This window comes from Agrobacterium sp. rho-13.3, from assembly GCF_033957765.2.
In the GTDB taxonomy this organism is placed as follows: domain Bacteria; phylum Pseudomonadota; class Alphaproteobacteria; order Rhizobiales; family Rhizobiaceae; genus Agrobacterium.
This window is the reverse complement of the sequence record NZ_CP192775.1, coordinates 612,209-636,361: the sequence shown is the minus strand read 5'-3', so window position 1 is coordinate 636,361 and position 24,153 is coordinate 612,209. Positions and strand designations below refer to the sequence as shown.

The window sequence follows — 24,153 nt, the reverse complement described above, 5'->3', positions numbered from 1 at the left end:
AGATCAGTTCATGTTCAATGGGAGGATAAACTATGAAACGCAGAGATTTTCTAGCCACGACTGCATCGGCCCTGATTGCCATCGTGATGGCGGGTCCGGTTTTCGCTGATGCGCTTACCGACGCCAAGGCCGTTGTCGATAAATACGCCAGCAAGGTTGAAAAGTGGGATGGTCCGACAAGCGGGCCGAAAGCTGCCGCCGATAAATCCGTTGTCGTGGTCGCCGCCGATATGAAGAACGGTGGTATTCTCGGCGTCGTCAACGGCATCGAGGAAGCGGCCAAGGCCATTGGATGGAAAGTGACGGTGCTGGACAGCGCCGGTTCTATCGAAGGTCGCACGGCCTCCTTCGGTCAGGCCCTGACTTTGAAACCCAACGGTATCATCATCACCGGGTTTGACGCGGTTGAACAAAAGCCGGCAATGGCTGAGGCGAAGAATGCCGGTATTCCGATGGTTGCCTGGCACGCGGCACCCGGCGTCGGTCCCGTTGATGAAGTCGGCGTTTTCGCCAACGTCACAACGGACGCCATGGAAGTCTCCAAGGCTGCGGCTGACTATGCATTCGTTGATGCCAAGGGTAAGCCGGGCGTGATTATCTTCACCGATTCCACATATGCCATCGCGATTGCCAAAGCCGACAAGATGAAGGCGGAGATTGAGGCACTCGGCGGCACCGTCCTGGAATATGTCGACACCCCGATTGCCGAAACGTCGCAGCGTATGCCGCAGCTGACAACCACGCTGTTGCAGAAATACGGAGCAAAGTGGACCCACTCGCTGGCGATCAACGATATCTATTTCGACTTCATGGGGCCATCGCTTTCCGCTGCTGGAATTGCCGGTGACGGCGCACCGAAAAGCGTCGCTGCCGGTGATGGTTCAGAAAGTGCCTATCAGCGAATCCGCGCCAAGCAATATCAGTCCGTCACGGTTGCCGAGCCTCTCAATCTCCAGGGTTGGCAGCTTGTCGATGAACTCAATCGTTCCTTTGCAGGGGTAAAGTGGTCCGGTTACGTCTCGCCGCTGCATGTTGTAACAGTCGATAACGTCGAGTTCGATGGTGGACCAAAGAATACGTTTGATCCCGACAATGGTTATCGCAACGAATACAAGAAGATCTGGGGCAAATAAGATATTCGCACCTTGTTCCGGGAGGAGGACAACTCCTTCCGGAACAGATATCTGCATACCACATGCACGGCCTTGTCGTGCGTCGTGGTATGCGTATTTTGCGCCGCAACGTGTTTTAAGGGAAGAGTTGGCTTTATGTCGTTTTTCGAAGTGGATGACCCGGTATTTTCGCGGTTCGTGCTTGGCAATGCGCCACTGAAAAAACTCGCCACCGGGTTCGATTGGGTCGAAGGGCCGGTCTGGTTCGGCGATCACGATTGCCTGTTGTTTTCCGATATACCCAACAATCGCATTCTGCGCTGGAGCCCTGTCTCCGGCATCACCACGTTTCGCGAACCGTCCAATTTTTCCAACGGTCACACCCGCGACCGGCAGGGCCGTCTCGTCAGTTGCGAACATGGCACGCGCCGCGTGACCCGCACCGAGCATGATGGAACGATCACCGTCATTGCTGATCGCTACGAGGGAAAACGTCTCAATTCCCCGAACGACGTGATTGTGGCCTCCGACGACGCGATCTGGTTTTCCGATCCGCATTATGGCATTTCCACAGATTATGAAGGCACGAAATCCGAGCAGGAATTGCCCTGCAATGTCTACCGCGTTGATGGCCAGTCGGGTGAAATCCGGGCTGTCCTGACCGACTTCAATGGGCCGAACGGCCTTGCATTCAGTCCGGACGAGAAGCGTCTTTATGTTGCTGATACGGGTCGTATGTTCTCAAGCGATCCGCAGCATATTCGTGCTTTCGACGTTGGTGAGGGCTGGGCGCTCAAAGGTGGCGATGTTTTTCATGCCATTGCACCCGGCGCGGCGGATGGTATGCGGGTTGATGCCGCGGGCAATCTGTGGTCGTCGGCTGGTGATGGCGTCCATTGCATTGCTCCAGACGGGCATCGTCTCGGTAAAATTCTCGTACCGGAATTGGTATCGAACCTGTGTTTCGGTGGTCGTCATGGACATCGGCTGTTTATAACGGCCACGACCTCCATATATTCCGTATCACTCGCTATTCGCGGCAAGTGAGTCCAAACCGATAGAGAGAGTGCGGGAAGTGGTCATCAGCACATGAAGCAGCCCAGAATACGCAACGACAGATCTCCGACCATGGCAGATATCGCCCGCAAAACGGGTGTGTCACCTATGACGGTTTCGCGTGCGTTCAAATCGGGAAGCCTGATCAACGAAGCCACGCGCGATGCAATTCTGAAGGCTGCCGACGAACTAGGCTATATGTTCGACGCGACAGCCTCGAACCTGCGTTCACAAAAAACCGATTTCATCGCTGTTACCATTCCTTCGATCAATAATGCCAACTTTGCCGATACTGTGGGTGGGTTGTCGGAAGTGCTGAATGCGCGAGGATTCCAGATACTCCTCGGCTACACGAATTACGACATGCAGGAAGAGGAGCGCTTGATCGAGCAACTCCTGCGCCGTAAGCCGCAGGCCATCGCGGTCACCGGCGGCAAACACACACGGCGGGCCAGAAAGCTGCTGGAGAACTCCAATATCCCCGTTATCGAGACATGGGATATGCCCGCTGAACCGATAGGGCATTTTGTCGGTTTCTCGAACGCTGATGCGGTCCGCAGCATGGTGGATCATTTCGTAAACGTCGGCTATCGCCGCATCGCCTTTATCGGCGGTGATGTGAGCCGCGACACGCGTGGCAGCGACCGTAGGTTAGGCTTCATCACCGCCCTGAATGATCACGGGCTGGATGCTTCGCGGCTCATCGATGCCGGTCCTCCACCAATTTCCATGCGCGAAGGGGCCAATGCCATGGCCCGCCTTCTGTCGGAGTTTCCAGACACCGAAGCGGTCATCTGTGTCTCCGACCTTTCGGCGTTTGGCGCCCTGACGGAATGTCAACGCCGTGGTGTCGCGGTCCCCGATCTCATGGCCATCGGCGGTTTCGGTGATTATGAGATCGGCGGAATCTCTGTTCCCGCATTGACAACCATCAACGCGCACGCCCGCCAGATCGGTGCACGCACAGGCTCGCTGATCCTTGATTTACTTGACCACAAAGACAACATTCCCGACGTCACAATTCGTCCCCAGTTGATCGTGCGAGAAACCAGTCGGTGATCGCCATTTAAAAGCCGACTGTACCGCAGCCAGCCAGCCTCATGCTTTGAGTGATGGTCACGTTTAACCAGCTGTTCCTGTTTTTAAGCGCAGGACAGCTGAGCTGCTATAAAAGTGCCGTGCAGATGCTTCCTGCCTTCTTATCAAGCATATCCATCGCAAAAACGGTTATCTCTTGGCTGTGATTTAATGTGTTCTGAGCAATCGCGCTTGCTGTTGGAGCATCTGAAAGCTTTGATAACGCTGCGCGTGGGCACTGGCGATATCGCCCGCGACTGGATCATAGATATGTTGGGCTTGGCTCATGCTTTTCATGGCAGATGCAATATCTGCGAATGCGCCGCTTGCGACGGCACCGAGGATTGCAGAACCAAGCAATACCGGTTCGTCTGACTGCGTGGCGACCACCTGCTTTCCACACGCGTCGGCCAGAATTTGGCGAACCAGATCATGCTGGCCAGCACCACCACTAATGACGACGCGCTTCACATGTGCACCTGCCTCAGCCTGAGCATCGATGATCTGTCGGAGTCCATAACCAATGCCGCAGAGGCCTGCAACATAGAGAGCGACCAGGCTTTCGAAATCCTGATCCACACCAAGGCCTGCGATGACGCCACGCGCGTGCGGATCGGCAAATGGTGCACGATTGCCCAGAAATTCTGGCACGACATGAAGCCCCTTAGCGAGCCGAACAGCGTCAGATAGAGAGCCGACTCGCGATGCGGCTGCGCTGGCGATGAAACTTGGTAATGACGTGCCGAATGATGTGGCCTCCGCTCTCGCATCTGCAGCCGCCGGGTGGAATGCCAGCAAGTGGTCAATTGCGGAGCCGGCTGCACTCTGCCCGCCCTCATTTAACCACATGCCTGGCACCATGGCGGAGAAATAGGGCCCCCACACGCCCGGCACGAAAACCGGTGCTGCGGTAGATGTCATTGTGCAAGAGGATGTTCCGAAAACGTAGGCCAGATTGGATGCCGCGCCATCCAGAACACCAACCGTGCCAATACCTCCGGCATGGGCATCGATCATACCGGCGGCAACCGCTGTCCCGGGATTTAGCCCCATCGCAGCGGCGGCCTCTGGAGTCAGCCCCTGACCAAGTCGTGTTCCTGGTTCAACGATGTGCGTTCCGATTCGAGAAAAGCCTTCATCTGCGAGAACCCCGAGGCCAATGTTTTCAAAATAGCTCGGATCCCATCTCTGCTCGTGGGCAAGATAAGTCCATTTGCAAGTCACCGTGCAGGTCGAGCGCGAAAGATCGCCGCTGGACTTCCAGGTCAGAAAATCGGCGAGATCGAAAAACTGCCATGTGGCATCGAATATCTCAGGTCGATTTTCTTTAAGCCACAGTATCTTCGGGGTTTCCATCTCAGGGGAAATCCGGCCTCCGACATAACGCAAAACATCATGACCCAAGGCATTTATGCGCTCCGCCTCATCAACCGCGCGGTGATCCATCCAGACGATAATGTCCCGTTTTTCATCTTCGGAAGGGCCGACCGGAAGAGACCGTCCATCCTTGCCTACCACGACCAGCGAGCAGGTTGCGTCAAATCCAAGTCCGACCACCAGTGCTGGATCGACAGCGGACATGGCAATCGTTTCACGGACGACGGTGCAGACCGCATCCCAGATTTCGGCGCTGGACTGCTCCACAAGCCCACCGGCTTCACGGAACAGGGAAATGTCGCGTTTGGCCACGGCCAGCATGTTGCCGTCGAGATCAAAAATCCCCGCACGCGCACTGCCCGTTCCGACATCCACACCGATGAGATAGCGCGAGGAATCTGACTTTGACGTCACGTGTGAAGAGGTCATGGTATTGGGCTCTTGCTGGTCTTTAAATGACAAAGGGACGGAGACGTCGATCAGAGATCGACGCTATTGGGAAGAATGACGAGATCGCGAATGGTGACGTTGCGGGGTCTCGACAGCATAAACAGAACCGCGTCAGCGACTTCTTTCGGCTGCATAAGACTGCCATTTGCCAACGCCTCATCCATTTTGGCCTTCGGCCAATCATCGAGCAGCGCCGTGACGACGGGACCAGGCAAGACGGCACCGACGCGCACGCCATGGGGGGCGACCTGCCGACGTGTCGAATGAACGAAGGCCTGCACCGCAAATTTCGAGGCGGTATAGATAGGCTCCCAAACGACAGGAACGACGCCCGCAATCGAGCTGGTAAACAGGATATCACCTGATTTTTGCGCGATCATATGCGGTAGAACTGCGTGAACCGAGCGGAAGGCCGCATTGATATTGAGGTTCAGCATACGGTCCCAGGCATCCGGATTGCCTTCTGCAACCGGCCCGCCAATATAGCCGCCGGCATTTGCGTGAAAGATGTCGAGGCCACCGGCAAGTTCAAGGATACGCGGCAAAATGGCCGACAGGTCCTCACCGTTCAGCAGATCAACCACCAGCGGCTTGGCGCGATCACCGAGTTCCCGGCACAGCGTTTCCAGCTTGTCGGCAGCGCGGTCGATCAGGACAACGGTTGCACCTTCCGCCAAAAGGGTTCTGGCGCATTCGAGGCCGATGCCGGATGCTGCACCGGTGATTGCGGCAACCTTGCCCTTCATGAGTTCAGCCATAATTTCTTCTCCACTTCCTAGAGCGCTTGCGTCCTTCAGGACGCACAAAGGACACTCTCACTTATTGAATCTACGCATCATGCTTTACGAAAACCGGCTCTGACTTTCCTGCCGATGCGCTAGGCACGGCCATGGCTGACACGCGATCGGCGTGCAAGCGAATCGACGATGACTGCAATTGCCAGAACGGCGCCGGTAATCATGTAGCGCAGTGACGAGTTGAGGTTCAAAAGGGTCAGACCGTTGGAAATCGCCTGAATGACGATAATGCCAAGAAGTGCAGAGTAGGCACTGCCACGACCGCCAAAAAGGCTGGTTCCCCCGATGACCGCTGCTGCAATCGCGTTGAGGTTGACATCCCCTGTTCCCGCCTGCTGACTGGACGAGGCAAGACGTGATGCAGACAGGACGCCACCAAGTGCGCCAAGTGTTGAGCACAGCATGAAGGCACTGAGATAAATCCGGCGGACATTGATGCCCGAACGGCGTGCTGCTTCCCGATTGCCACCAACGGCAAACATCGAGCGACCCCATTGCGTCTTCGTCAGCGCGTAGTTCAAGATAACCACCAGGGCGACGAACAAACCAAACATCCATGGCACCCCCCGACCGAGGTTCAGGTAATAGACGGCGGCTTCCAGCACGACGGTGAGGACGGCGGATTTGACAAGCAGATTGCCAAGTGGTTGCGAGGAAAGGTTAACTGCTTCGCGGCGCTTGCGGATCAGCAATCCCGCAACGACCATCACCAAACCGGGCATCAGCGCCAGAGCATGGGATATCCAGTCCGGCATCACCAGGATTTGGCCGAAACGAACCAGAGGTGAGGCATAGGGCAGATTGATGCTGCCTGTCGGGCCAAGAATGTAAAGCTGGAGACCAAGCAGTGCGAGCAATCCGGCGAGGGTGGCCACAAAGCTCGGCATTCCCAGACGATTGTACATCTGCGCATAAAGCGCACCCACTAGCGCACCGGTCAGAAGAGCAGCAAAGATCGCAACGATGACGGGAAGGCCGGAATTGACCCACAGCACGCCAATGATGGCCGATGACAGGCCGCTCATGGAACCGACCGACAGATCGATCTCTCCCAAAAGCAGGACACAGACGATCCCGAGCGAAATGATGCCGACGGTGGCGCAATCGAACAGCAGGTTGACCAGATTGTTCGGTGCCAGAAAAACCGGATTGAGAACACTGAAGACCGTCGAGATGACGATCAACCCGATGGCGACCGGCAGCATGCCCAGATCGCCCGAGCGTACACGGTTGATGAAGCTCTGCACCATGCCCGACAGGCCATCATTATGGCTGACACGTTCATCGCTGCGATCAAGGGCCTGACCCTTGTTTGAGTTGTTCTGGTTCATGCGGTGCTCCCGCTGTTTTCTGTAGGATGACCCGACTTGCGGTCGAGGCGACGGGACACGGAATTTTCTGTGGCTCCTGTGATGGATGCCACGAGTTCCTGATTGGACGCATCAGGGCTGAAAATGCCGTTGTTGCGACCAAGGCGCAACACAACCACACGGTCGGCAACGGCGCGGACATCTTCCATATTGTGGCTGATGATGATGACACCAAGCCCGCGATCCCGAACCCGCTCGATGAGGTTCAAGACCTCTGCCGTCTGGGCGACACCCAGTGCTGCGGTCGGCTCGTCGAGCATGATGATCTTCGGGTCGAGAAGAAGTGAACGCGCAATCGCGACGGTCTGGCGCTGGCCACCCGAAAGCGACGCTATAGGCTCGCGGACGGAGGGAATGCGCGCCGCCAGTTCCTTGAGAAGCGTCCAGGCGCGAACTTCCATGGCGACTTCATCGAGGTTCCAGGGCGATATTTCATGGCCAAGGAAAAGATTGGCTACGACGTCGAGATTTTCGCACAAAGCGAGATCCTGAAAGACGGTTGCAATCCCAAGCTCAAGCGCCCGGCTGGGGCTATCCAGAGAAACCTCTTTGCCACAAAATTCGATGGTGCCGGAGGTCGGTTGATGAACGCCAGCCAGTACTTTGATCAAAGTGGATTTGCCGGCGCCGTTGTCGCCAACGAGGGCAACAACCTCTCCAGCACGCACTTCAAGATCAATGTCGGTCAGTGCCGAGACCGCCCCGAAGTTTTTGGAAATATTGCTCAGGCGAAGAATAGGGTCGCCCTTTTTGGGGGCCGGATCTTGGGCCATGGATTGACACTCTTTTTTGCTTTTAGGGGTCAGCCCGGCCGGGCACATGGCCCGACCGGACATCCTTGGGAGATGTCTTACTGGATGCCGAGTTTCTTGCAGCCTTCGGCATATTCGCCTGTGCATACCTCTGCCGCCGTCTGAATCTTCTTGTCGAAGATTTCAGCCTTGATGTTTTTGGCTGTGACAACCGCAGGGATAAAAAGCTCGGATGGGGTGTCGTACAGCGAGGTCTTGGCTTCAGGCTTTTCACCCTTGAGAAGCTGAACCGCAACCTTGGCGGCGGCGGCGGCAACGACTTCCGATGGCTTGGAGATCGTGTTGTACTGATCACCGGAAATAATCAGTTGCAGAGCTGCAATCGTCGCATCATTGCCGGTTACCGGCGGAACGGGATTGACGCCAGCAGCCTTGAAGGCTGCAATCGCTCCGCCGCCGGTGCCGTCATTGGCTGCGACCACGCCCTTGATGTCGCCACCAAAACGGGTGATCTGGCCAGACGCCCATTCCTGCGCCTTTGGTGGTGCCCATTCCGGAGTGTCGAATTCGGCGAGAGTCTTGTAGCCGGAATCTTTCAGTCCGCTATGAATACCGTCGCGAATAAGGCCGGCGGCCGCATCCGTTGGAGACCCGTTTATCTGCAAGACGCCTGCGCCTGCGGGAACGCCCGAAGCCTTCAGATGCTCCACGAGTGACTGGGCGATTGCGTGGCCGATGCCTTCATTGTCGAAAGAGACGTAGAAGTCGGCAGGCTTTGCGGGGATCGGACGGTCATAGGCGATGACCTTGATGTCCTGGGACTGCGCGATTTCGACCAAGGCGGCTGCTGCTGCCGAATCGACGGGGTCGAGCACGATAACTTTGGCACCTTGCGCAATGACCGAGTTGAACTGCTGTTGCTGAAGCGCTGTATCGCCATTGGCGTTCTGATAGATGACCGTGCACTTAGCGCAGAGCTTAGCCATCTCAGCCTTGAAACCCGGATAATCGTGATTTTCATAACGCGTCGATGCCTGATCAGGCATCAGGAACGCGACCGTTGCTGCATCCTGCGCGTATGCAGAGCCAGTGAGCATGGCAAGCGCAGCCGATGCCATCATTGTTGAGCGAAAATTCATAGTCTCCTCCTTTGATATATAACCATGTCGAGAGAAGCATTCCGGTTTTACTGTCAGGGGCTGCGCCACAGCGGCACGCGCCTTGTCTGCGCGAGCTGGATGTTCCAACACGACCAACACTACCGGTTTTCGCAAATGCTCCCGATCGACCCTCCACAGTCAACCAATTTCATCGATTGCGCAGGTTGCTCAATCGATGGAGCATATTTGTCACGAAGTCATAATGGTGTCAAGTTGAGTTTGAAATGGAGACGCCCGTGAATCAGAAAAAGCTTACAAAGAAGACGACGATCTACGATCTGGCCGAACTTGCGGGAACGTCTGCCAGCGCCGTCAGTGCTGTCCTCAACGGGAGTTGGAAAAAACGCAGGATTAGCATTGCGCTTGCGGAGCGCATCAATCGCATCGCCGACGAACAGGGTTATGCGGTTAACATGCAGGCGAGTTTGCTCAGACGGGACAACTCGAAAATCATCGGCATGATCGTGCCGAAGTACGACAATCGGTATTTTGGTTCAATTGTCGAGACATTCGAAACCATGGCGCGCGCGCGCGGACTATTTCCGATCATCACCTGCACCCGTCGTGATCCTGAGCTGGAGATCGAAGCGGCCCGCGCCATGCTTTCCTATCAGGTTGAATGGCTGGTCGCGACCGGCGCGACGGATCCGGACCATATCAGTGACATGTGTATTGCAGCTGGGGTGGGAAGTTTGAACCTTGATCTTCCCGGAACGAAGGCGCCATCGATCATTTCCGACAACTTCGGCGGCGCGCGGGAATTGACAAGGCGTATTCTCATCAAAAGCAAACACGAGCACGGCGCGGCACAACCGCTTCTTTTCATCGGCGGCCGCGCAAGCGACCATAACACATCCGAGCGCATTCGCGGATTTCGCGCTGCCCACCAAGATATCGGCGTTCGCGTCGACGAAAGCCATATTCTGGCAAGTGGCTATGCCCCTGAAAAAGCTGAGGGATCGCTGGCGGCACTCGCGACGTCGGAAGGACATCTGCCGAGCGGTATGTTCGTAAACTCCACGATCTCGCTGGAAGGTGTCATGCGATGGATCAAGCGGTCGGGCCACTATAAAGAGCAATCACCTCTGATCGGGTGTTTCGATTGGGATCCGTTCGCCGATTTATTGGGAGACAAGATAGAGATGGTTCGGCAGGACGTTCAAGGCATGTTGACCGAGATATTTACAATCATCGACAGCGGGGCGTCCAGCACAACGGTTATACAGGTCCCACCGATCTTCGTGACAGGTGATCAGCCCGTACCAGTATATTAGAAGCCTTATTGTGTGCGACCAGGACCGGGGCTGCCGCAAAAATAGCGACAGGGTTGGTAAAGCGCAGATCATTGGGGATCTGCTAGAAATCCCCTTTATTTCTGTCGAATAGCGAGGTGCAAGTCTCCACCAACCCCGAACGCACGCACGGGAAATTCCCGCCGTAGCGCAAGGCGAAGACGCACCGAGACTGCCACTTCATTCAGATTCTCAAGCCGTCGCTTCCGAAGAAATGCAGATTTGCGTTGTCGAACGTCAACATGATCTCATCTCCCTTGCGAGGAGAAGCAACGCCAGGAAGTTTGGCCGCGACGGATGTGGAACCGCCTATATCGAGATAGACAATGGTGACTTCGCCCAGCTTTTCACTATGGACCACCTTGCCTTTGATTCTGGCAGTCTCTTCCGTTGCGGGATACAGGTGTTCTGCCCGGATGCCGGCACTCAGTTCCAAATTGTCTGCCATCGCTGCCAGGCTGGTTCGATCCGTCACATCGATGATGTTGCCTGCCATTACGATGTCGCTGCGGCTCTCTTTTTTCTGTAGTTTTGCCGGTATGACGTTCATCTCCGGCGATCCGATGAAGCGCGCAACGAAAAGGTTTTGTGGCGTGTCGTAGAGTTCCATCGGCGAGCCGATCTGCTCGATGCGTCCGGCATTGAACACGACGATCCTGTCTGCCAGGGTCATCGCCTCGACCTGATCGTGGGTCACGTAGATCATCGTGGTGTCCGGCATCGCCTCATGCAGACTGGCGATCTCCATGCGGGTCGCAACGCGCAGAGCGGCATCCAGGTTCGACAGGGGTTCGTCGAACAGGAACACTTCCGGATCACGCGTAACGGCACGACCGATGGCAACACGCTGGCGCTGGCCTCCCGAGAGGTTCTTCGGGCGACGATCCAGATAGGGCGTGAGCTGCAACATATCGGCGGCACGGCGCACGCGCGTATCGATGTCGCCCTTCGCCATGCCACTCACCTTCAATCCGAAGGCCATGTTGTCGTAAACCGACATGTGCGGATAAAGTGCGTAGGACTGGAAAACCATGGCAATGCCACGTTCGCCCGGCGGCACCTCGTTGACGACGGTGTTTCCGATTTTAAGCGTGCCGGATGTGATTTCTTCGAGACCTGCGATGATGCGCAGCATCGTGGATTTGCCGCAGCCGGAAGGCCCGACAAAAACGACGAACTCTCCCTTGCTGATGTCGAGATCTATGCCGTGAAGCACAGAAACGGCCCCGAACGACTTCTTGATTTGATGTAACGAAATTCCAGACATGATTTCCTCCCGCTAGAGCGTTTCCGCCTTTCTCCGAAACGCGAAAATGCTCTATCTATATGTTTTAGAGCATTATCCGGACGCAAAACCGCTGCGCACTTTTGCTGGAAATGCTCTAGTCTTTTACTGAACCTTGGTGGATTGAGCCGCGCGCCATTCTTCGTATTCGGCGCGCGCTTCGTCCTTAAGGGGATAATACTTGCGCAGATCGCCGCCCTGCGAGAGACGAAGGCGGGAGAAATCTTCCCATTCCGAATGTTCGCTCGCGATTTTCAGCGCCTGCTCGGCAAACTTGACCGGCACGACAATCGCGCCGTCATCGTCGGCGACGATGATATCGCCAGGCATGACCAGCGTACCGCCGCAAGCAATGGGAACGTTCACGGCGTGTGGAAAAAGGCTGGTCTGCGTATGGAAATTGGGGGTTGAGCCACGGGTCCACATCGGCAGGCCGATTTCGCGCGCCTTGCGGGTATCGCGAATACAGCCATCTACGATGACGCCCGCCCCGCCACGACCCTGGAGGTAGGTAATCATCATCTCGCCGAAAACGCCGCTGCGCATGTCGCCACGTGCATCGACCACGACGACATCGCCTTCTTCAACCTGATACAGAACCTGTCGGTGCATCTGCGCTTCCGGGTTTCCGTATTCATCGATGTCATAGACATCTTCGCGCTTGGGAAGAAATTGCAACGTCAGCGCCGGTCCGGCAATGGTCTTGCCGGGAGAGACGGAAACAGGCCCGCAGATATGCGCATCTCTTATGCCGATTTTACTCATTTCGCCGCTCAGCGTCGCGGTGCCGATTTCGGCAAGCGCCCGGATCAGTTCTTTGGAGGGGCGGACAATTGTTGGTATCTGCATGGGAGATCCTGCATCATTAAAAGAGGGTGGGGAGCCGGGCGGGACGATATCTCCGCCCGGCGATCAATGATTACTTCTTTGCAGAAGCCAGTTTTTCGATTTCAGCCTGCGCCCAAGCTGCGGCATCCTTCGGCGACTTGCCGTCAACGATCATCTGCTGCACGGATGTGGAGACGATCTTTGCGGTATAGACCTGAGACGCGAGCGGTGTCGGCGCGCCTTTGAAGCCAATCGTCAGGCCGTCTGTCGCAAGCTTGTCGAAGTTTGCAAAAGATGGATTGTCCTTGAAGAGCGGCATGCTCTTGGCCAGAGCGGGGAAAATTGGATACCAGCGGCCGCCTGTTGTTTGGATCAGCTTCTCGTAGTTTTCAGGCTGGAAGAAATACTGGATCCATTCCTTGGCAAGCGCTTCCTGTTTCGTCTGGCTGCTGACCAGCCAGGAGAAGGTACCGAGCAAGGTTGCCGAACGTCCCTTTTCGCCCGGACCCTTCGGGATATTGATCAGAGCAGAATTTTCCAGCAGCTTCTTGTCGTTTTCCACCATCCAGGAATAGACGCTGGGCGGGTTCATAATGAACGCGGCCCGGCCCGTCTGATAGGCGGTGTTGTTGCCGCCGTCATCCCAGGTTACGACGTTGCGCGGAATAGTGCCTTCTTCATACATGTCCTTGATGAACTGGTATGCCGCCACTGTTTCAGGAGAGTTCCACGTCACGCTCTTGCTGTCTTCGGCGAACATCGCGCCACCGAAGGACCAAAACAGCATACGCAGCTGGGATTCAGCGTCGTTGGCGTTGGAAAGCGGTATTCCGAGGCCGACATATTGCGGGTTCTTCTTGATGATTGCCTGACTGACCTTGCGAAGATCGTCCCATGTTTCCGGAACCGGCAGTCCGGTCTCGGCAATCAGATCTTTGCGGGCGAACATCGGCACAAGGTCGATTTCGATCGGAACGGAATGGGCATGACCTTCATACATGGCCTGCGGCACGACGCTTTCGTATACGCCGCCATCACGGGCGCGCATGGCGGCAAGAACGTCGTCCAGTGGCTTGGTCAGGCCGCTCTGCGCGTAATATTGAGAATTCTGGCCTAGCTGCATGAAAGCGTCAGGTGCAGCCTTGCCTTCGAAGGCGGAAGCGAGACGTTCGGTCAGAACGTTTGCAGGAACGACGACATATTGAACGTCTATGCCCTTCGCCTTGCCAAAGTCTTTCGCCATCTGGCCGATCAGCGCGTCTGCGTCCTTGTTGAACGCCTGCAAGCCCCACACGGTGAGATCCGCTGCACCTGCCGCCGTAGCAGCGCATAGCGCCAGCACAGATGCCATCAGGGTCGTTTTGAGTTTTATCATGTTGTCCTCCTCAGGTTGATAAAAAGTGTCAGCCTTTGACGCTGCCCGCTGCCAGTCCTTCGACGATGTAGCGTTGGGCGCCAAGGTAGATGATGAGTATGGGAATGATCGCCAGAACCGAGCTGGCCATGAGCTGGCCCCAGATGAACGTGTCACCCATCACCAGTCCCGAAAGACCGGCGGTGAAGGTTTTTGCCTGATCCGAATAGACGTAGACCAAAGCGAACAGGAACTCGTTCCAGGCATGGGTGAAGGCAAACAGCGCAACCACCGCAAGGCCGGGTGTGGCAATCGGCAACACCACACGGATCAGCGTTTGCAGACGCGTGGCGCCGTCCATCTGCGCCGCCTCGTCCAGCTCCAGAGGGATCGTGTGGAAGTAGCCGATCATCATCCATGTGCAGAAAGGCACGGTGAATGTGAGATAGGCGACGATGAGGCCGGGCCGCGTATCGATCAGACCGAGGTTCTGCAAGACCAGAAACAGGGGAATGAATAGAAGCGAGGGTGGCAGCAGATATGCAGCTACGATAAGCCGCGCGGCGTTGACACGCCCTTTGAACTTCATGCGGGCGATGGGATAGGCGGTCAGCGCACCGAGGCATACCGAGATCAGCGTCACGCCAACGGCAACCACGAAACTGTTGAAAAGATAGCGCAGGAACGGTGAACCGAACAGGGCTTCCCGATAATTCTCCAGCGTCGGCTCATGCGGAAACAGGGTGGGCGGCAGTGCGTAGATTTCACGCGGGATTTTGAATGATGTGACGACGACCCAATAGACCGGCGCCAACGACCAGAACAAAGCGATCGCGATACCGATTGCAGTCAGGATGTTGCGGATGAGTTTGGTTCTTTTTCTCTCCACCATGGTCTTATTCTCCGTCCCGGTTGAGCATGCGTTTGGTCAGCAGGAAGATCAGGATGACGAACACCGGCACGACCGAGACAATGACCGCCGAACCGAGGCCGAGCTGGCTCTGGGCGATGGCAAAGTCATAGGCCAGTGTCGGCATGATGTGCGTGCGACCTGCCGGACCGCCGCCCGTCAGCACGAAGACCATTTCGAACGAGTTGAATGTCCAGATGGTGGACAGCATAACGGTCACCGCCATGACACCACGCATTTGCGGCAGCGTGACAGAGAAGAAGCGGCGAACGATACCGGCACCGTCAATAGCGGCAGCTTCGTTGAGATCCGACGGAATGGAGGCAAGCGCTGCCACAAACATCATCGTAAAGAAGGGCAGGCCCTGCCAGACCATAGCGATGGCCACTGCAAACAGGGCAACCGAGGGATCAGACAGCCAATAGACCGGCTTATCGGACAGGCCCAGCAAAAAGACGAGATATTGGAGCACGCCGCTCTGTTCGTCGAAAATCCATTTCCACGAGAGACTGGCGATCATGCCCGGGACAGCCCAAGGCAGGAATGCCAAAGCACGAATAACACCGCGCATGGGCATTGGCTGGGATAAAAGCACCGCGAATGTCAGGCCAAGAACCAGCTTTACTGCGACCGTGCCCAGCGTCAGCACCAGAGAGTTCCACGCTGCAAGCCGGAACTGCGGGTCGGCAAACAGTTTTGCGAAATTCTGGAAGCCGACAAAGACGCCTGGCTGTGCGACGGCACGGCTGGTAAAGGCCGTCGAGATACCATCGATCAGCGGATAGGCGACGAAGGCTGCAAAGATTGCGGCAGCCGGTGCGAGGAAAAGATACGCGACCAGCCAGTCCGGCTTGTGACGACGCTTGCGCGAGGGGAGTGGCGGGCTGGAAAAGCCCGCTGGAACCGATGACGTAGCCATGGTGATTACCTCGTGCTTGCTGCTTCGGCTTCTGCCGCCTGCATCAATCCGCGCATGTAGCCGACCGCGTAGATACGCCCCAATCCCTCGTAGCCAGGATTGGCATTGGGCTCACCCCACATCACCGGGGCGTGGTCAGGACGCATGACGCCCTTAAAGCCAATGTCGCGATACGCCTTGATGGTAGCGTACATGTCCGTCTTTCCCTGGCCGTGGAACGTCTCGGTAATGTGATGGGCATCACCTTCGATATCGCGGAAATGGACAAAATGAATTCTGCCGTCGCGGCCTAACTGTCGGATTGTGGCCGGAACATCGGCATTCATCGCTGCGAAATTCGCTTGGCAAAATGTGATGCCGTTGGCAGGACTGTCGGAAATCGATAGCAGTCGCTCGAAAGCTTCTACGCTGCGCATGATACGACCGACGCCCAAGAGCGGCGACAGTGGTGGGTCGTCGGGATGCATTGCCAGCTTGACGCCAGCCTTTTCGGCAATCGGCGCAACGCGCTTGATGAAGGTTTCGAGAGTGCCCCAGAGCAGCTCTTCCGAAACAGTAACCTCACCCTTGGAGCGGTGGTCTTTTTCGATAATGGAATGATCGTAACTGGTGGTCAGCGCCCCGCCGGGCAAGCGTGTCGTTGTCGAGGTCCGCATCCAGCCGTGGACCGCCATCCAGCTATAGCAAAACACTTCGATCCCCAGCGCGCCCATGTTTTCGATCACTCGAATGACGCGTTCGATCTCTTCCTCACCTTCGGGAAGGCCGAGTTTGATGTTGTTCATCGGAACCCAGCCTTCGAGAACGCCGATCTTGAAGCCGAAGTCCTCGTAGGATTGCTGCACCTTTGCCAAGGTCGGCAGCTCCCATATAGGGACATCCAACGTCACGTCCCGGATTGTCACGCCATCGACAACACCCATTTCACGGCCGTAATGCCATTTGGAGTTCACCTCTGGCTCAAGGCACATCGCAATTCTCATGACTTCCTCCCAAACCAGCATTTTTTTGCTGGACACACCATAAATGTTCATATATGAACTAATATGCTTCTTATATGAACATTAGCGCTAAATTTACTCGTCCGTCAAGGCGCAGGAGGCCACATGCCGAACAGCAATCCGACGATTGAAAGAATGATGCAGATTTTCGAGGTCATCGAGAGCGTCGGCGATGCGGTGTCGCAAACCACACTGGTCGAGAGAACGGGGCTCGCACGTTCCACGGTTTACCGATTGCTGAACTCTCTAACCGAGTGCGGTATGCTGAGGGAGGTTTCGGCGGGCCGGTTCGCGTTCGGTGGGAGGATGTTACAACTCGCTGAAAAAGTGACGCCGGGCTCCGACTTCATTTCACGGCTGCGGTTCCTGCAACCAATCCTCGACAAACTTGCGTTGGATATTGGCCAGACATGCAAGATTTCGGTGTTTGAGAGAGGCGCAATCATGGTGGTTGCGGGAGCCAGCGCCCGCACGCCTCATGCAATGAGTTATACCATCGGCGAATATTTGCCTCTCCATGCAGGTGGCGCAAGTAAAGTCCTGATGGCTTATCTCGAAAATGCGCAACGCCAGCGGCTTTTGGGCAACAACAGGCCCTCTCTCACCGAGCGAACCATCGTCAATATGGATGAGTTCGAACATGAAATGCGTCTTGTCCAGGAAAGAGAGTGGGCGGAAGATCCGGGCGAGTATAGTCTGAGCGTATGCTCTTACGCGGCGCCTATTCGTGGCACGGGCACCGAAGTGATCGCTGCGCTGAGTGTTCCCTTCATGTCAGGGACAAGCGACGATGACCGAGCAGCAATTCTCCATGGTACTATTGTTGGCGCCCGCAAGCTTTCAGATGAATATCGCCGGTTCATCTGAGTGATTATCGCCCAGCCGGACTTCACGATTTTGTTGGCGTTGAAAAATCGAAGCGGATGGCGACATCAGACACGTTGTAGTCGCACTTATCACGAACCGAACCACTGGTACGGTTCCGTCGCGGACGCGCCGTTCTTCAGAGGTGGGCGACGGCGCTCCGCTCGTCAAACAATCTGGTGAGACCGTTCTGCTGGCGAATGATGTTCACCAAGGATCGTAGGGCCGGATGGCCGTGGCGGCGGCTATCGTAATAGACATGGAATGGCTCACCTGCCGATGCATGGTCGGATAAAACCACCTTCAAGGTACCTTTTCGGATTTCGTTCGCAATCCGAGCCTCCAACAAATATGCCAATCCAAGGCCGGCCTTTGCCACCGCTATGGTGGTCGCCGTGTCATTGATAGTGATCGAACCCGGCACGCGCAGCCTTACGGTTTCGTCGCCATCCGACAACTCCCATCTGAATGCGGCGTTATCGCCAAGAAGAAGCTGGAGGCAGGTATGCTGAGCCAAGTCGTCGATGGCGTTCGGAGTGCCGCGTTCCTGAAGGTAAGCGGGTGACGCCGCAACCACCCACCGCTGCGGGCCGGTCAGGGCCAAGGCAACCATGTCCTCCGGTACGGTATGGCCGTAGCGGAAGCCTGCGTCATATCCCTCAGCGACAATGTCGATCGGGCGGTCCTCCACGACAACTGTTATCCTGACCTCCGGGCACTGCCGTGCGAACTCCGGCAGCGCAGGCGCGATTAGCAGATGGGCGGCATCGGCAAACGCATTGACGCGAAGCTCGCCAAACCGGGCAGCGCCGGGTGCTTTTAGCGAATGCAGGGCCGCGCCAATGACATCAAACCCTTCGGCAAGTCGAGATGCGAGTTCCACGCCAAGATCCGTCGGTGCCACGGCCCGGCTTGTACGGTTCAATAATTTGGCGCCAAGGCGGCTTTCCAGACGCCGTATCGCGTGGCTGGCAGCCGATGGCGTCATGCCGAGTTCGATCGCCGCCGATTTGAAGCTCTGCCGCCGCACGATGGTCGTGAAGAGTCTCAAATCCGCCAGATCGACGCGCTCGAAAAAATCCATGATGCTTCTGCTTCATCGTTAGATTGAATCCTGCTCATCATAAAACATGCGGCTTTGGGCCTGGCAATTGCTATTACAAGTCATGAGAACTTTGAGGAGGAAGTAAGATGTTCAATGGATTTGTGTTTGACGACCTCAAGGGCAAGCGTGTCCTCGTAACAGGAGGTTCGACGGGAATTGGTGCGGCGGTCGCGTCGGCATTTGCGGCACAGGGTGCTCGCGTCGCCATTCACTTCAACGAAAGCCGCGATGCCGCCGCTGACCTTCACGCCCAGCATCCTGAGAATACCGTGCTCGTTCAGGGCGATCTGGGTGTTCCCGGTATCGGCGTAAAGGTCGTTGAGGAGGCATCACGTCTTCTCGGGGGTCTCGACGGCATCATCAACAATGCGGGCGGAATGTTGGGACGAGTGCCGACCACGGAAGCCACTTCCGAGCATTTCGACCGCGTCCTGGACCTGAATGCAAAGTCACTCTGGGAGGCAAGCGTCGCGGCCCACCGCCACATCGTTGCGTCCGGGGGTGGGTTCATCATCAACACAACGTCGATCGCAGCAAGAAATGGCGGTGGCGGTGGTGCCGTACTCTACGCAGCGGCAAAGGCTTTCGTCAGCAGTCTGACCCGAGGGCAGGCCAAGGAATTCATAAAGGACAAAATCCGGGTGAATGCGGTTGCTCCTGGGTTGATCCAGACACCATTCCACGACCGGTATACGTCGGCGGACGTCATGGCCGCGCAGCGAGTGACCATCCCCATGGGACGGGAAGGAACGCCGGAGGAATGCGTCGGAGCGTTCCTCTTCCTCGCCTCTGAGGCTATGTCCGGATACATCACCGGGCAGGTCATCGAGGTGAACGGCGGACAATTGATGCCATAAGGAGATAGACATGAACTATAGAGAATTTGGTAAGACGGGACGTTCGGTTTCGGACGTCGGTTTTGGTGCATGGGCGATTGGCGGCTCGTGGGGCGATGTTTCCGAAACGGATGCGCGGGCGGCGCTTAACGCTGCCTTGGATGCAGGTACGACATTCATCGACACCGCCGATGTTTATGGTGACGGGCGATCCGAGCGGATCATTGCTGATGTCCTGAAAGAACGTGGCGGCGAAAGGCCATTCGTTGCCACCAAGGCGGGACGTCGCCTGTCACCGCACGTGTCCGAAGGTTACAACAAGGAGAACTTGGTCTCGTTTGTTGACAGGTCGCTCGGTAACCTCGCAACGGATTGTCTTGACCTCGTTCAACTCCATTGCCCGCCAACGGAGGTGTACTATCGCCCCGACGTTTTCGAAGCTCTGGAATCGTTTATCAAGGCGGGGAAGATCCGAAGCTACGGTGTTTCCGTCGAGAAGGTTGAAGAAGGCCTCAAGGCGATTGAATATCCTGGCGTAGCGTCCGTCCAGATCATCTACAACATTTTCAGGCAGCGCCCGGCCGATCTATTTTTCCGCGAAGCCAAGCGCAGGGGCGTGGCGGTGATCGTTCGGGTTCCTCTTGCATCCGGTCTGTTGACTGGCAAGATGAATGCCCAGACCACCTTCGCTGCCGATGATCATCGGGCATTTAATCGCAATGGGGAGGCGTTCGACAAGGGTGAGACATTCTCCGGCGTCCCTTATGACGTGGCGCTAGAAGTCGTCGAAGATATCCGCAGGCTTGTTCCGGGTGACGTGACAATGGCCCAGTTCGCTTTGCGTTGGATTCTCATGAACGAGGCTGTCAGCACGGTCATCCCAGGCGCCAAAAACGCCGATCAGGCTCATGCCAATGCTTTGGGGAGCAGTCTCGCTGCAATCTCGCCATCGGCGATGGAGAAGCTCAAAGCTATCTACGAAAGCCGAATTGCGTCTCACGTCCATCAGATCTGGTGATCGTACTAAGCATACTTTGGAATTAAGTATGAAGGGTCATCAGGAAATGTCAGAGCGATTGGGCGATCCCACCCTGAAAGGGTCGCCCTTTCAATATTCTTGTCGACCTTTACCTAGCCAATCGGCTGGCTGGTCGCAACAATCCTGTCTGACGAATGCGCCAACTCTATCGCAAAGGCAGTATATGTTTGCCTTCAGATCACATCACCACGCGGATTGAGAGCGCTCATGGACAAAATTTTGCAGCAATTTTTGGCGATTGCAGAAACTGGATCTTTTAGTCAGGCTGCGAACTCGCTCTTTGTGACCCAGCCTACCCTGACCTTCAACATGAAGAAACTCGAGGAGAGCTTGGGTGTGCCGTTGTTGACGCGCTCGTCCAAGGGCACGACGTTGACACCCTATGGTGAGACGCTTTTTGAGAATGCGCGCATGATGCGCCGGCTTTACGACAACACGTTGAAGTCCCTGGAAGCGCAGCGCATTGGGGTTGAACGCGGTTTGAGCATCGGCACCGGCTATTCATGGTGGTTTCTGTTTTTGCGCGACCTCGTGTTCAAGCGGAACCAAGAATTTCCCACCGCCCCTTTGCACGTGAGTTTTGGCAATCAATTGCATTGCATGGATCAGCTATTGGCTGGGGAGATTTCGCTTTTTCTTGGACACGAAATACCTGGACTGGCGCGGGACTTCGGTACGAACTTCATACCTTTGGCGCGCGCGCGGTTAAGTTACTTCGCGCGTCCGGGTCACTTGCTTCTGGATGCGCCACGGCTGCGCCCGGAGATATTGGCATTTCCGCAAGTCCTGAGTGGATTGCCGGAAACAAGGCACAGGCGGCTTTTGCAGGCGAACTCCAGAGAGGACGTCGGGCGTGTCTTACAGGAAGACCGGTATGTTTTCGCGTCCAATTCGTTAAGCGCTTGCATCGAATTCGCTCTCAACAGCGACGCAGTTTGCCATCATGCCACTGTTATGAAGAGTTTTTTTCTCCAGCGCGGCCTTTGCGAAATCGAACTTCGAGAAACGGAAGTTGTTTGGGAAACCGTTGGTATCTACGTTCCTGAGGACGAAACGAGCGATAAGCGTGTTGCCGAGCTGATTACGGAAATCAAACATGCTATCGCTGCCGCGCTTGTTGGCCGGGAAGACCAGCTTCATCAGAACCCATAGATTTTATCTATGTTTCGTCGCTAAAATCGTATTATTCTTATATGTAATTCCTTGGTACCTAGTGAATCTCTGTTGGAGGAGAACGGCTGTCGGCCTGGGAGGTTACCATGACATATTCGCTTAATCGGCGATATTTTCTGAAGTTTACAAGCATTGCGGCTGCGGCAAGCGTTTTCAGAGCGCCTTTTGCGGCGGCGCAGGCCGAGCGTCTGCGGTTGATTTTCTGGGGTGGTCAGGATCGCGCTGACCGTACAAGCAAGGCCGGGGACATTTTTGCGGCCAAGACAAACATCTCGGTGGAAAGTGAATTTCTTTCATGGAACGACTACTGGCCGAAGCTTGCGACACAAATCGCAGGCGGTAATGCGTCGGACATCGTCCAGATGGACTACCGGTACATCGTGGAATACGCCAAACGCAACGCCATAGCGCCCTTGGACGAATTTGTCGGCAAGGAGCTTCTGCTCGAAGACTTCGACAAGGATCAGATTGCCGGCGGATCGGTGGGTGGAAAACTCTACGGCGTCAGCTTGGGTGCGAATTCCTCCGCGTTGATCATCAACAAGGCGGTGTTTGAAGAGGCTGGCATTGAAGCGCCGGGCAACGAACTCACCTTTGACGATCTCCATGGCTTTGCAGAAAAGTTCAAAAGCAAGAATGTGCGTGGCGGCATGAAAGTCACTGCCGACTCGTCTGGTCTGGAGCCGGCTTTTGAGAACTGGCTGCGCCAACGTAAAAAATCGCTCTACACGACCGACGGAAAGCTTGCGTTTGACGAAGCAGACGGCGCTGAATGGTTCAAATTATGGGCTGCATTGAGGGATGCTGGTGTCTGTGCTGGCGCAGAAGATCAGGCGCTCGACACGGGATCGATCGAAAGCTCCATGCTGGTGATCGGCAAAGCCGCGATGATTTCCTCGAATTCCAATCTGCTGATTGCGCATCAGGGTCTCGTCAAGGACAAGCTGTCTCTCGGTGCCTGCCCGCGGATTGCTCCCGGATCGGGAGGTGGCCACTATCGTAAGCCGGCGATGTTGTTTTCCATAGCAGCATCCTCGCAGAGCAAAGCGGACGCGGCAAAATATATCAGTTTCATGGTCAATGATCAGGATGCCGCCAAGGCCGTCAGTACGGAGCGCGGAATCCCTTGTTCCGCAGCCATCCGTGATTTTCTTGCTCCGACCCTGGGCGACGAGAAAAAATCGATGTTGGAATTTGTTGCCAATCTAGGAGATCTGCTCGGCCCGATCCCTCCGTCCCCTCCATCGGCTGCGGGGGAGATCGAACTCTCCATCCTTCGCACGCTCAGCCAGGAGGTTGCTTTCGGACAGAAGACGCCGGACGAAGCAGGAAGCGCACTCGTTTCCCAGGCCAACGACCTTTTGAGCCGAGGCTGACATGACGACAAAAATCGATGATCAGGCCATCCCTTTGCCCAAGGGGATGGCGGCGGGGAAGCCACGCCTGTGGTTTTCAGCACGCGAGCGCGCCGGGTACACATTTCTTCTTCCGTGGGCGATTGGATTTCTGGGGCTATCCGTTGGCCCCATGCTGTGGTCTTTGTACCTCTCGTTCACGAATTTCGATCTTCTCACCAGCCCAAAGTGGGTGGGTGCGAGTAACTATGTGCGGATGTTCTCCTCGGACCCGAAGTTTCTGACTTCGATGCGGGTGACCTTCTCTTTTGTGCTGTTTTCGGTGCCGTTGAAACTCGCCTTTGCTCTCGGCGTCGCACTGCTACTCAACAGAGGCATTCGCGGGCTTTCGCTCTACCGCGCCATGTTCTATCTGCCGTCACTTCTGGGGGCGAGCGTGGCCGTTGCCATCCTGTGGCGCCAGCTTTTCGCCGGCAACGGCTTGGTAAACAAGTTTCTCGCAATCTTCGGGATTGAGGGACCAAGCTGGATTTCCAATCCCTCTTATTCGTTGTGGACCCTGGTTGCCCTTTCTGTCTGGCAATTCGGCTCCCCGATGATCGTTTTCCTTGCCGGACTGCGCCAAATCCCGGCTGATGTCTATGAAGCGGCCAGCATCGATGGAGCGGGCAAGGTTCGTCAGTTCCTGCGGATAACATTGCCCTTGTTGACGCCGGTGATTTTCTTCAATGCCATCATCCAGACGATCGACGCGTTCAAGAGCTTCACCCCAGCCTTCATCATATCGGGTGGAATGGGCAATCCCGTCAACTCGACCTTGTTTTACACGCTCTATCTCTACCAGGAGGCATTCGGTTTCTTCCGCATGGGTTACGCGTCCGCCCTGGCGTGGGTGTTGCTTCTCCTGATCTCTTCATTCACCGCGTTCGCATTTCTCACCAGCCGGTATTGGGTTCATTACGATGAATAGCAAGTCCTATCCTGCGGCCCGTCAAGGCACGCGCTCCAAATCCGCTCTCGTTTCGCATGTCGTGTTGGTCG

At 56.0% G+C, this 24,153-nt stretch carries 22 protein-coding genes; 10 read left to right on the top strand and 12 right to left on the bottom strand.

Annotation, left to right across the window (positions count from 1 at the left end):
• The first annotated feature begins 32 nt into the window (after positions 1-32).
• From RMR16_RS17815 to RMR16_RS17805, 3 genes are all read left to right on the top strand, one after another.
• Complete coding sequence (locus RMR16_RS17815; RefSeq protein ID WP_320198649.1) at positions 33-1,133, top strand: ABC transporter substrate-binding protein; 1,101 nt, start codon at positions 33-35, stop codon at positions 1,131-1,133.
• A 135-nt stretch (positions 1,134-1,268) separates the two neighbouring features.
• A complete protein-coding gene (locus tag RMR16_RS17810) occupies positions 1,269-2,159 on the top strand; it encodes an SMP-30/gluconolactonase/LRE family protein (protein ID WP_320198648.1) in 891 nt (296 codons plus the stop codon).
• Between the two features lie 81 nt (positions 2,160-2,240).
• Positions 2,241-3,227: a LacI family DNA-binding transcriptional regulator gene (locus tag RMR16_RS17805; RefSeq protein ID WP_320198647.1), complete on the top strand. Its 987-nt coding sequence runs from the start codon at positions 2,241-2,243 to the stop codon at positions 3,225-3,227.
• A gap of 186 nt (positions 3,228-3,413) precedes the next feature.
• On the opposite strand, the gene RMR16_RS17800 is transcribed toward RMR16_RS17805, so the two are convergent.
• The 5 genes from RMR16_RS17800 to RMR16_RS17780 all read right to left on the bottom strand — a co-directional run bounded on the left by RMR16_RS17800 (position 3,414) and on the right by RMR16_RS17780 (position 9,130).
• Entirely contained in the window at positions 3,414-5,051 is a 1,638-nt protein-coding gene (locus tag RMR16_RS17800; RefSeq protein ID WP_320198646.1) for an FGGY-family carbohydrate kinase, read from the bottom strand.
• A gap of 50 nt (positions 5,052-5,101) precedes the next feature.
• A complete protein-coding gene (locus tag RMR16_RS17795) occupies positions 5,102-5,830 on the bottom strand; it encodes an SDR family oxidoreductase (RefSeq protein ID WP_320198645.1) in 729 nt (242 codons plus the stop codon).
• 119 nt (positions 5,831-5,949) lie between these two features.
• Positions 5,950-7,200, bottom strand: a complete 1,251-nt coding sequence (locus RMR16_RS17790) for a sugar ABC transporter permease (RefSeq protein ID WP_320198644.1) — start codon at positions 7,198-7,200, stop codon at positions 5,950-5,952.
• The gene (locus RMR16_RS17785; RefSeq protein ID WP_320198643.1) at positions 7,197-8,012 is read right to left on the bottom strand and encodes an ATP-binding cassette domain-containing protein; all 816 of its coding nucleotides are present in this window, start codon (positions 8,010-8,012) and stop codon (positions 7,197-7,199) included. Before RMR16_RS17785 ends, RMR16_RS17790 begins: the two co-directional genes overlap by 4 nt.
• A gap of 77 nt (positions 8,013-8,089) precedes the next feature.
• A complete protein-coding gene (locus RMR16_RS17780; protein WP_320198642.1) occupies positions 8,090-9,130 on the bottom strand; it encodes an ABC transporter substrate-binding protein in 1,041 nt (346 codons plus the stop codon).
• 257 nt (positions 9,131-9,387) lie between these two features.
• Here RMR16_RS17780 and RMR16_RS17775 point away from each other — a divergent pair, with 257 nt between their 5' ends.
• Positions 9,388-10,425 carry a LacI family DNA-binding transcriptional regulator gene (locus RMR16_RS17775; protein WP_320198641.1) on the top strand — a complete coding sequence of 346 codons (1,038 nt, stop codon included), beginning with the start codon at positions 9,388-9,390 and terminating at the stop codon, positions 10,423-10,425.
• A gap of 202 nt (positions 10,426-10,627) precedes the next feature.
• Here the strand turns inward: RMR16_RS17775 and RMR16_RS17770 are convergent, their stop codons facing one another.
• From RMR16_RS17770 to RMR16_RS17745, 6 genes are all read right to left on the bottom strand, one after another.
• Positions 10,628-11,710: an ABC transporter ATP-binding protein gene (locus RMR16_RS17770; protein WP_320198640.1), complete on the bottom strand. Its 1,083-nt coding sequence runs from the start codon at positions 11,708-11,710 to the stop codon at positions 10,628-10,630.
• A 123-nt stretch (positions 11,711-11,833) separates the two neighbouring features.
• Positions 11,834-12,577, bottom strand: a complete 744-nt coding sequence (locus RMR16_RS17765) for a ribonuclease activity regulator RraA (RefSeq protein ID WP_320198639.1) — start codon at positions 12,575-12,577, stop codon at positions 11,834-11,836.
• A gap of 70 nt (positions 12,578-12,647) precedes the next feature.
• A complete protein-coding gene (locus tag RMR16_RS17760; protein ID WP_320198638.1) occupies positions 12,648-13,931 on the bottom strand; it encodes an ABC transporter substrate-binding protein in 1,284 nt (427 codons plus the stop codon).
• Positions 13,932-13,959: 28 nt separating this feature from the next.
• Positions 13,960-14,802 (bottom strand): carbohydrate ABC transporter permease, encoded by an 843-nt coding sequence (locus tag RMR16_RS17755; protein WP_320198637.1) that lies wholly within the window; start codon positions 14,800-14,802, stop codon positions 13,960-13,962.
• Positions 14,803-14,806: 4 nt separating this feature from the next.
• Positions 14,807-15,739, bottom strand: coding sequence for a carbohydrate ABC transporter permease (locus RMR16_RS17750; protein WP_320198636.1), 933 nt, complete (start codon positions 15,737-15,739; stop codon positions 14,807-14,809).
• Positions 15,740-15,744: 5 nt separating this feature from the next.
• Positions 15,745-16,722: a mannonate dehydratase gene (locus RMR16_RS17745; protein ID WP_320198635.1), complete on the bottom strand. Its 978-nt coding sequence runs from the start codon at positions 16,720-16,722 to the stop codon at positions 15,745-15,747.
• A 123-nt stretch (positions 16,723-16,845) separates the two neighbouring features.
• Between RMR16_RS17745 and RMR16_RS17740 the strand changes: the two genes are divergently transcribed.
• Positions 16,846-17,607, top strand: a complete 762-nt coding sequence (locus tag RMR16_RS17740) for an IclR family transcriptional regulator (protein ID WP_320198634.1) — start codon at positions 16,846-16,848, stop codon at positions 17,605-17,607.
• 136 nt (positions 17,608-17,743) lie between these two features.
• Here the strand turns inward: RMR16_RS17740 and RMR16_RS17735 are convergent, their stop codons facing one another.
• Positions 17,744-18,688, bottom strand: a complete 945-nt coding sequence (locus RMR16_RS17735; RefSeq protein WP_320198633.1) for a LysR family transcriptional regulator — start codon at positions 18,686-18,688, stop codon at positions 17,744-17,746.
• Between the two features lie 107 nt (positions 18,689-18,795).
• Between RMR16_RS17735 and RMR16_RS17730 the strand changes: the two genes are divergently transcribed.
• The 5 genes from RMR16_RS17730 to RMR16_RS17710 all read left to right on the top strand — a co-directional run bounded on the left by RMR16_RS17730 (position 18,796) and on the right by RMR16_RS17710 (position 24,082).
• Positions 18,796-19,566 carry an SDR family NAD(P)-dependent oxidoreductase gene (locus RMR16_RS17730; RefSeq protein ID WP_320198632.1) on the top strand — a complete coding sequence of 257 codons (771 nt, stop codon included), beginning with the start codon at positions 18,796-18,798 and terminating at the stop codon, positions 19,564-19,566.
• A gap of 10 nt (positions 19,567-19,576) precedes the next feature.
• Positions 19,577-20,563, top strand: coding sequence for an aldo/keto reductase (locus RMR16_RS17725; protein ID WP_320198631.1), 987 nt, complete (start codon positions 19,577-19,579; stop codon positions 20,561-20,563).
• Between the two features lie 228 nt (positions 20,564-20,791).
• Entirely contained in the window at positions 20,792-21,736 is a 945-nt protein-coding gene (locus tag RMR16_RS17720) for a LysR family transcriptional regulator (RefSeq protein WP_320198630.1), read from the top strand.
• A 107-nt stretch (positions 21,737-21,843) separates the two neighbouring features.
• Positions 21,844-23,133 (top strand): ABC transporter substrate-binding protein, encoded by a 1,290-nt coding sequence (locus tag RMR16_RS17715; protein WP_320198629.1) that lies wholly within the window; start codon positions 21,844-21,846, stop codon positions 23,131-23,133.
• A 46-nt stretch (positions 23,134-23,179) separates the two neighbouring features.
• On the top strand, positions 23,180-24,082 hold the full coding sequence (locus RMR16_RS17710) for a carbohydrate ABC transporter permease (protein WP_320198998.1): 903 nt from the start codon (positions 23,180-23,182) through the stop codon (positions 24,080-24,082).
• Positions 24,083-24,153 lie beyond the last annotated feature (71 nt).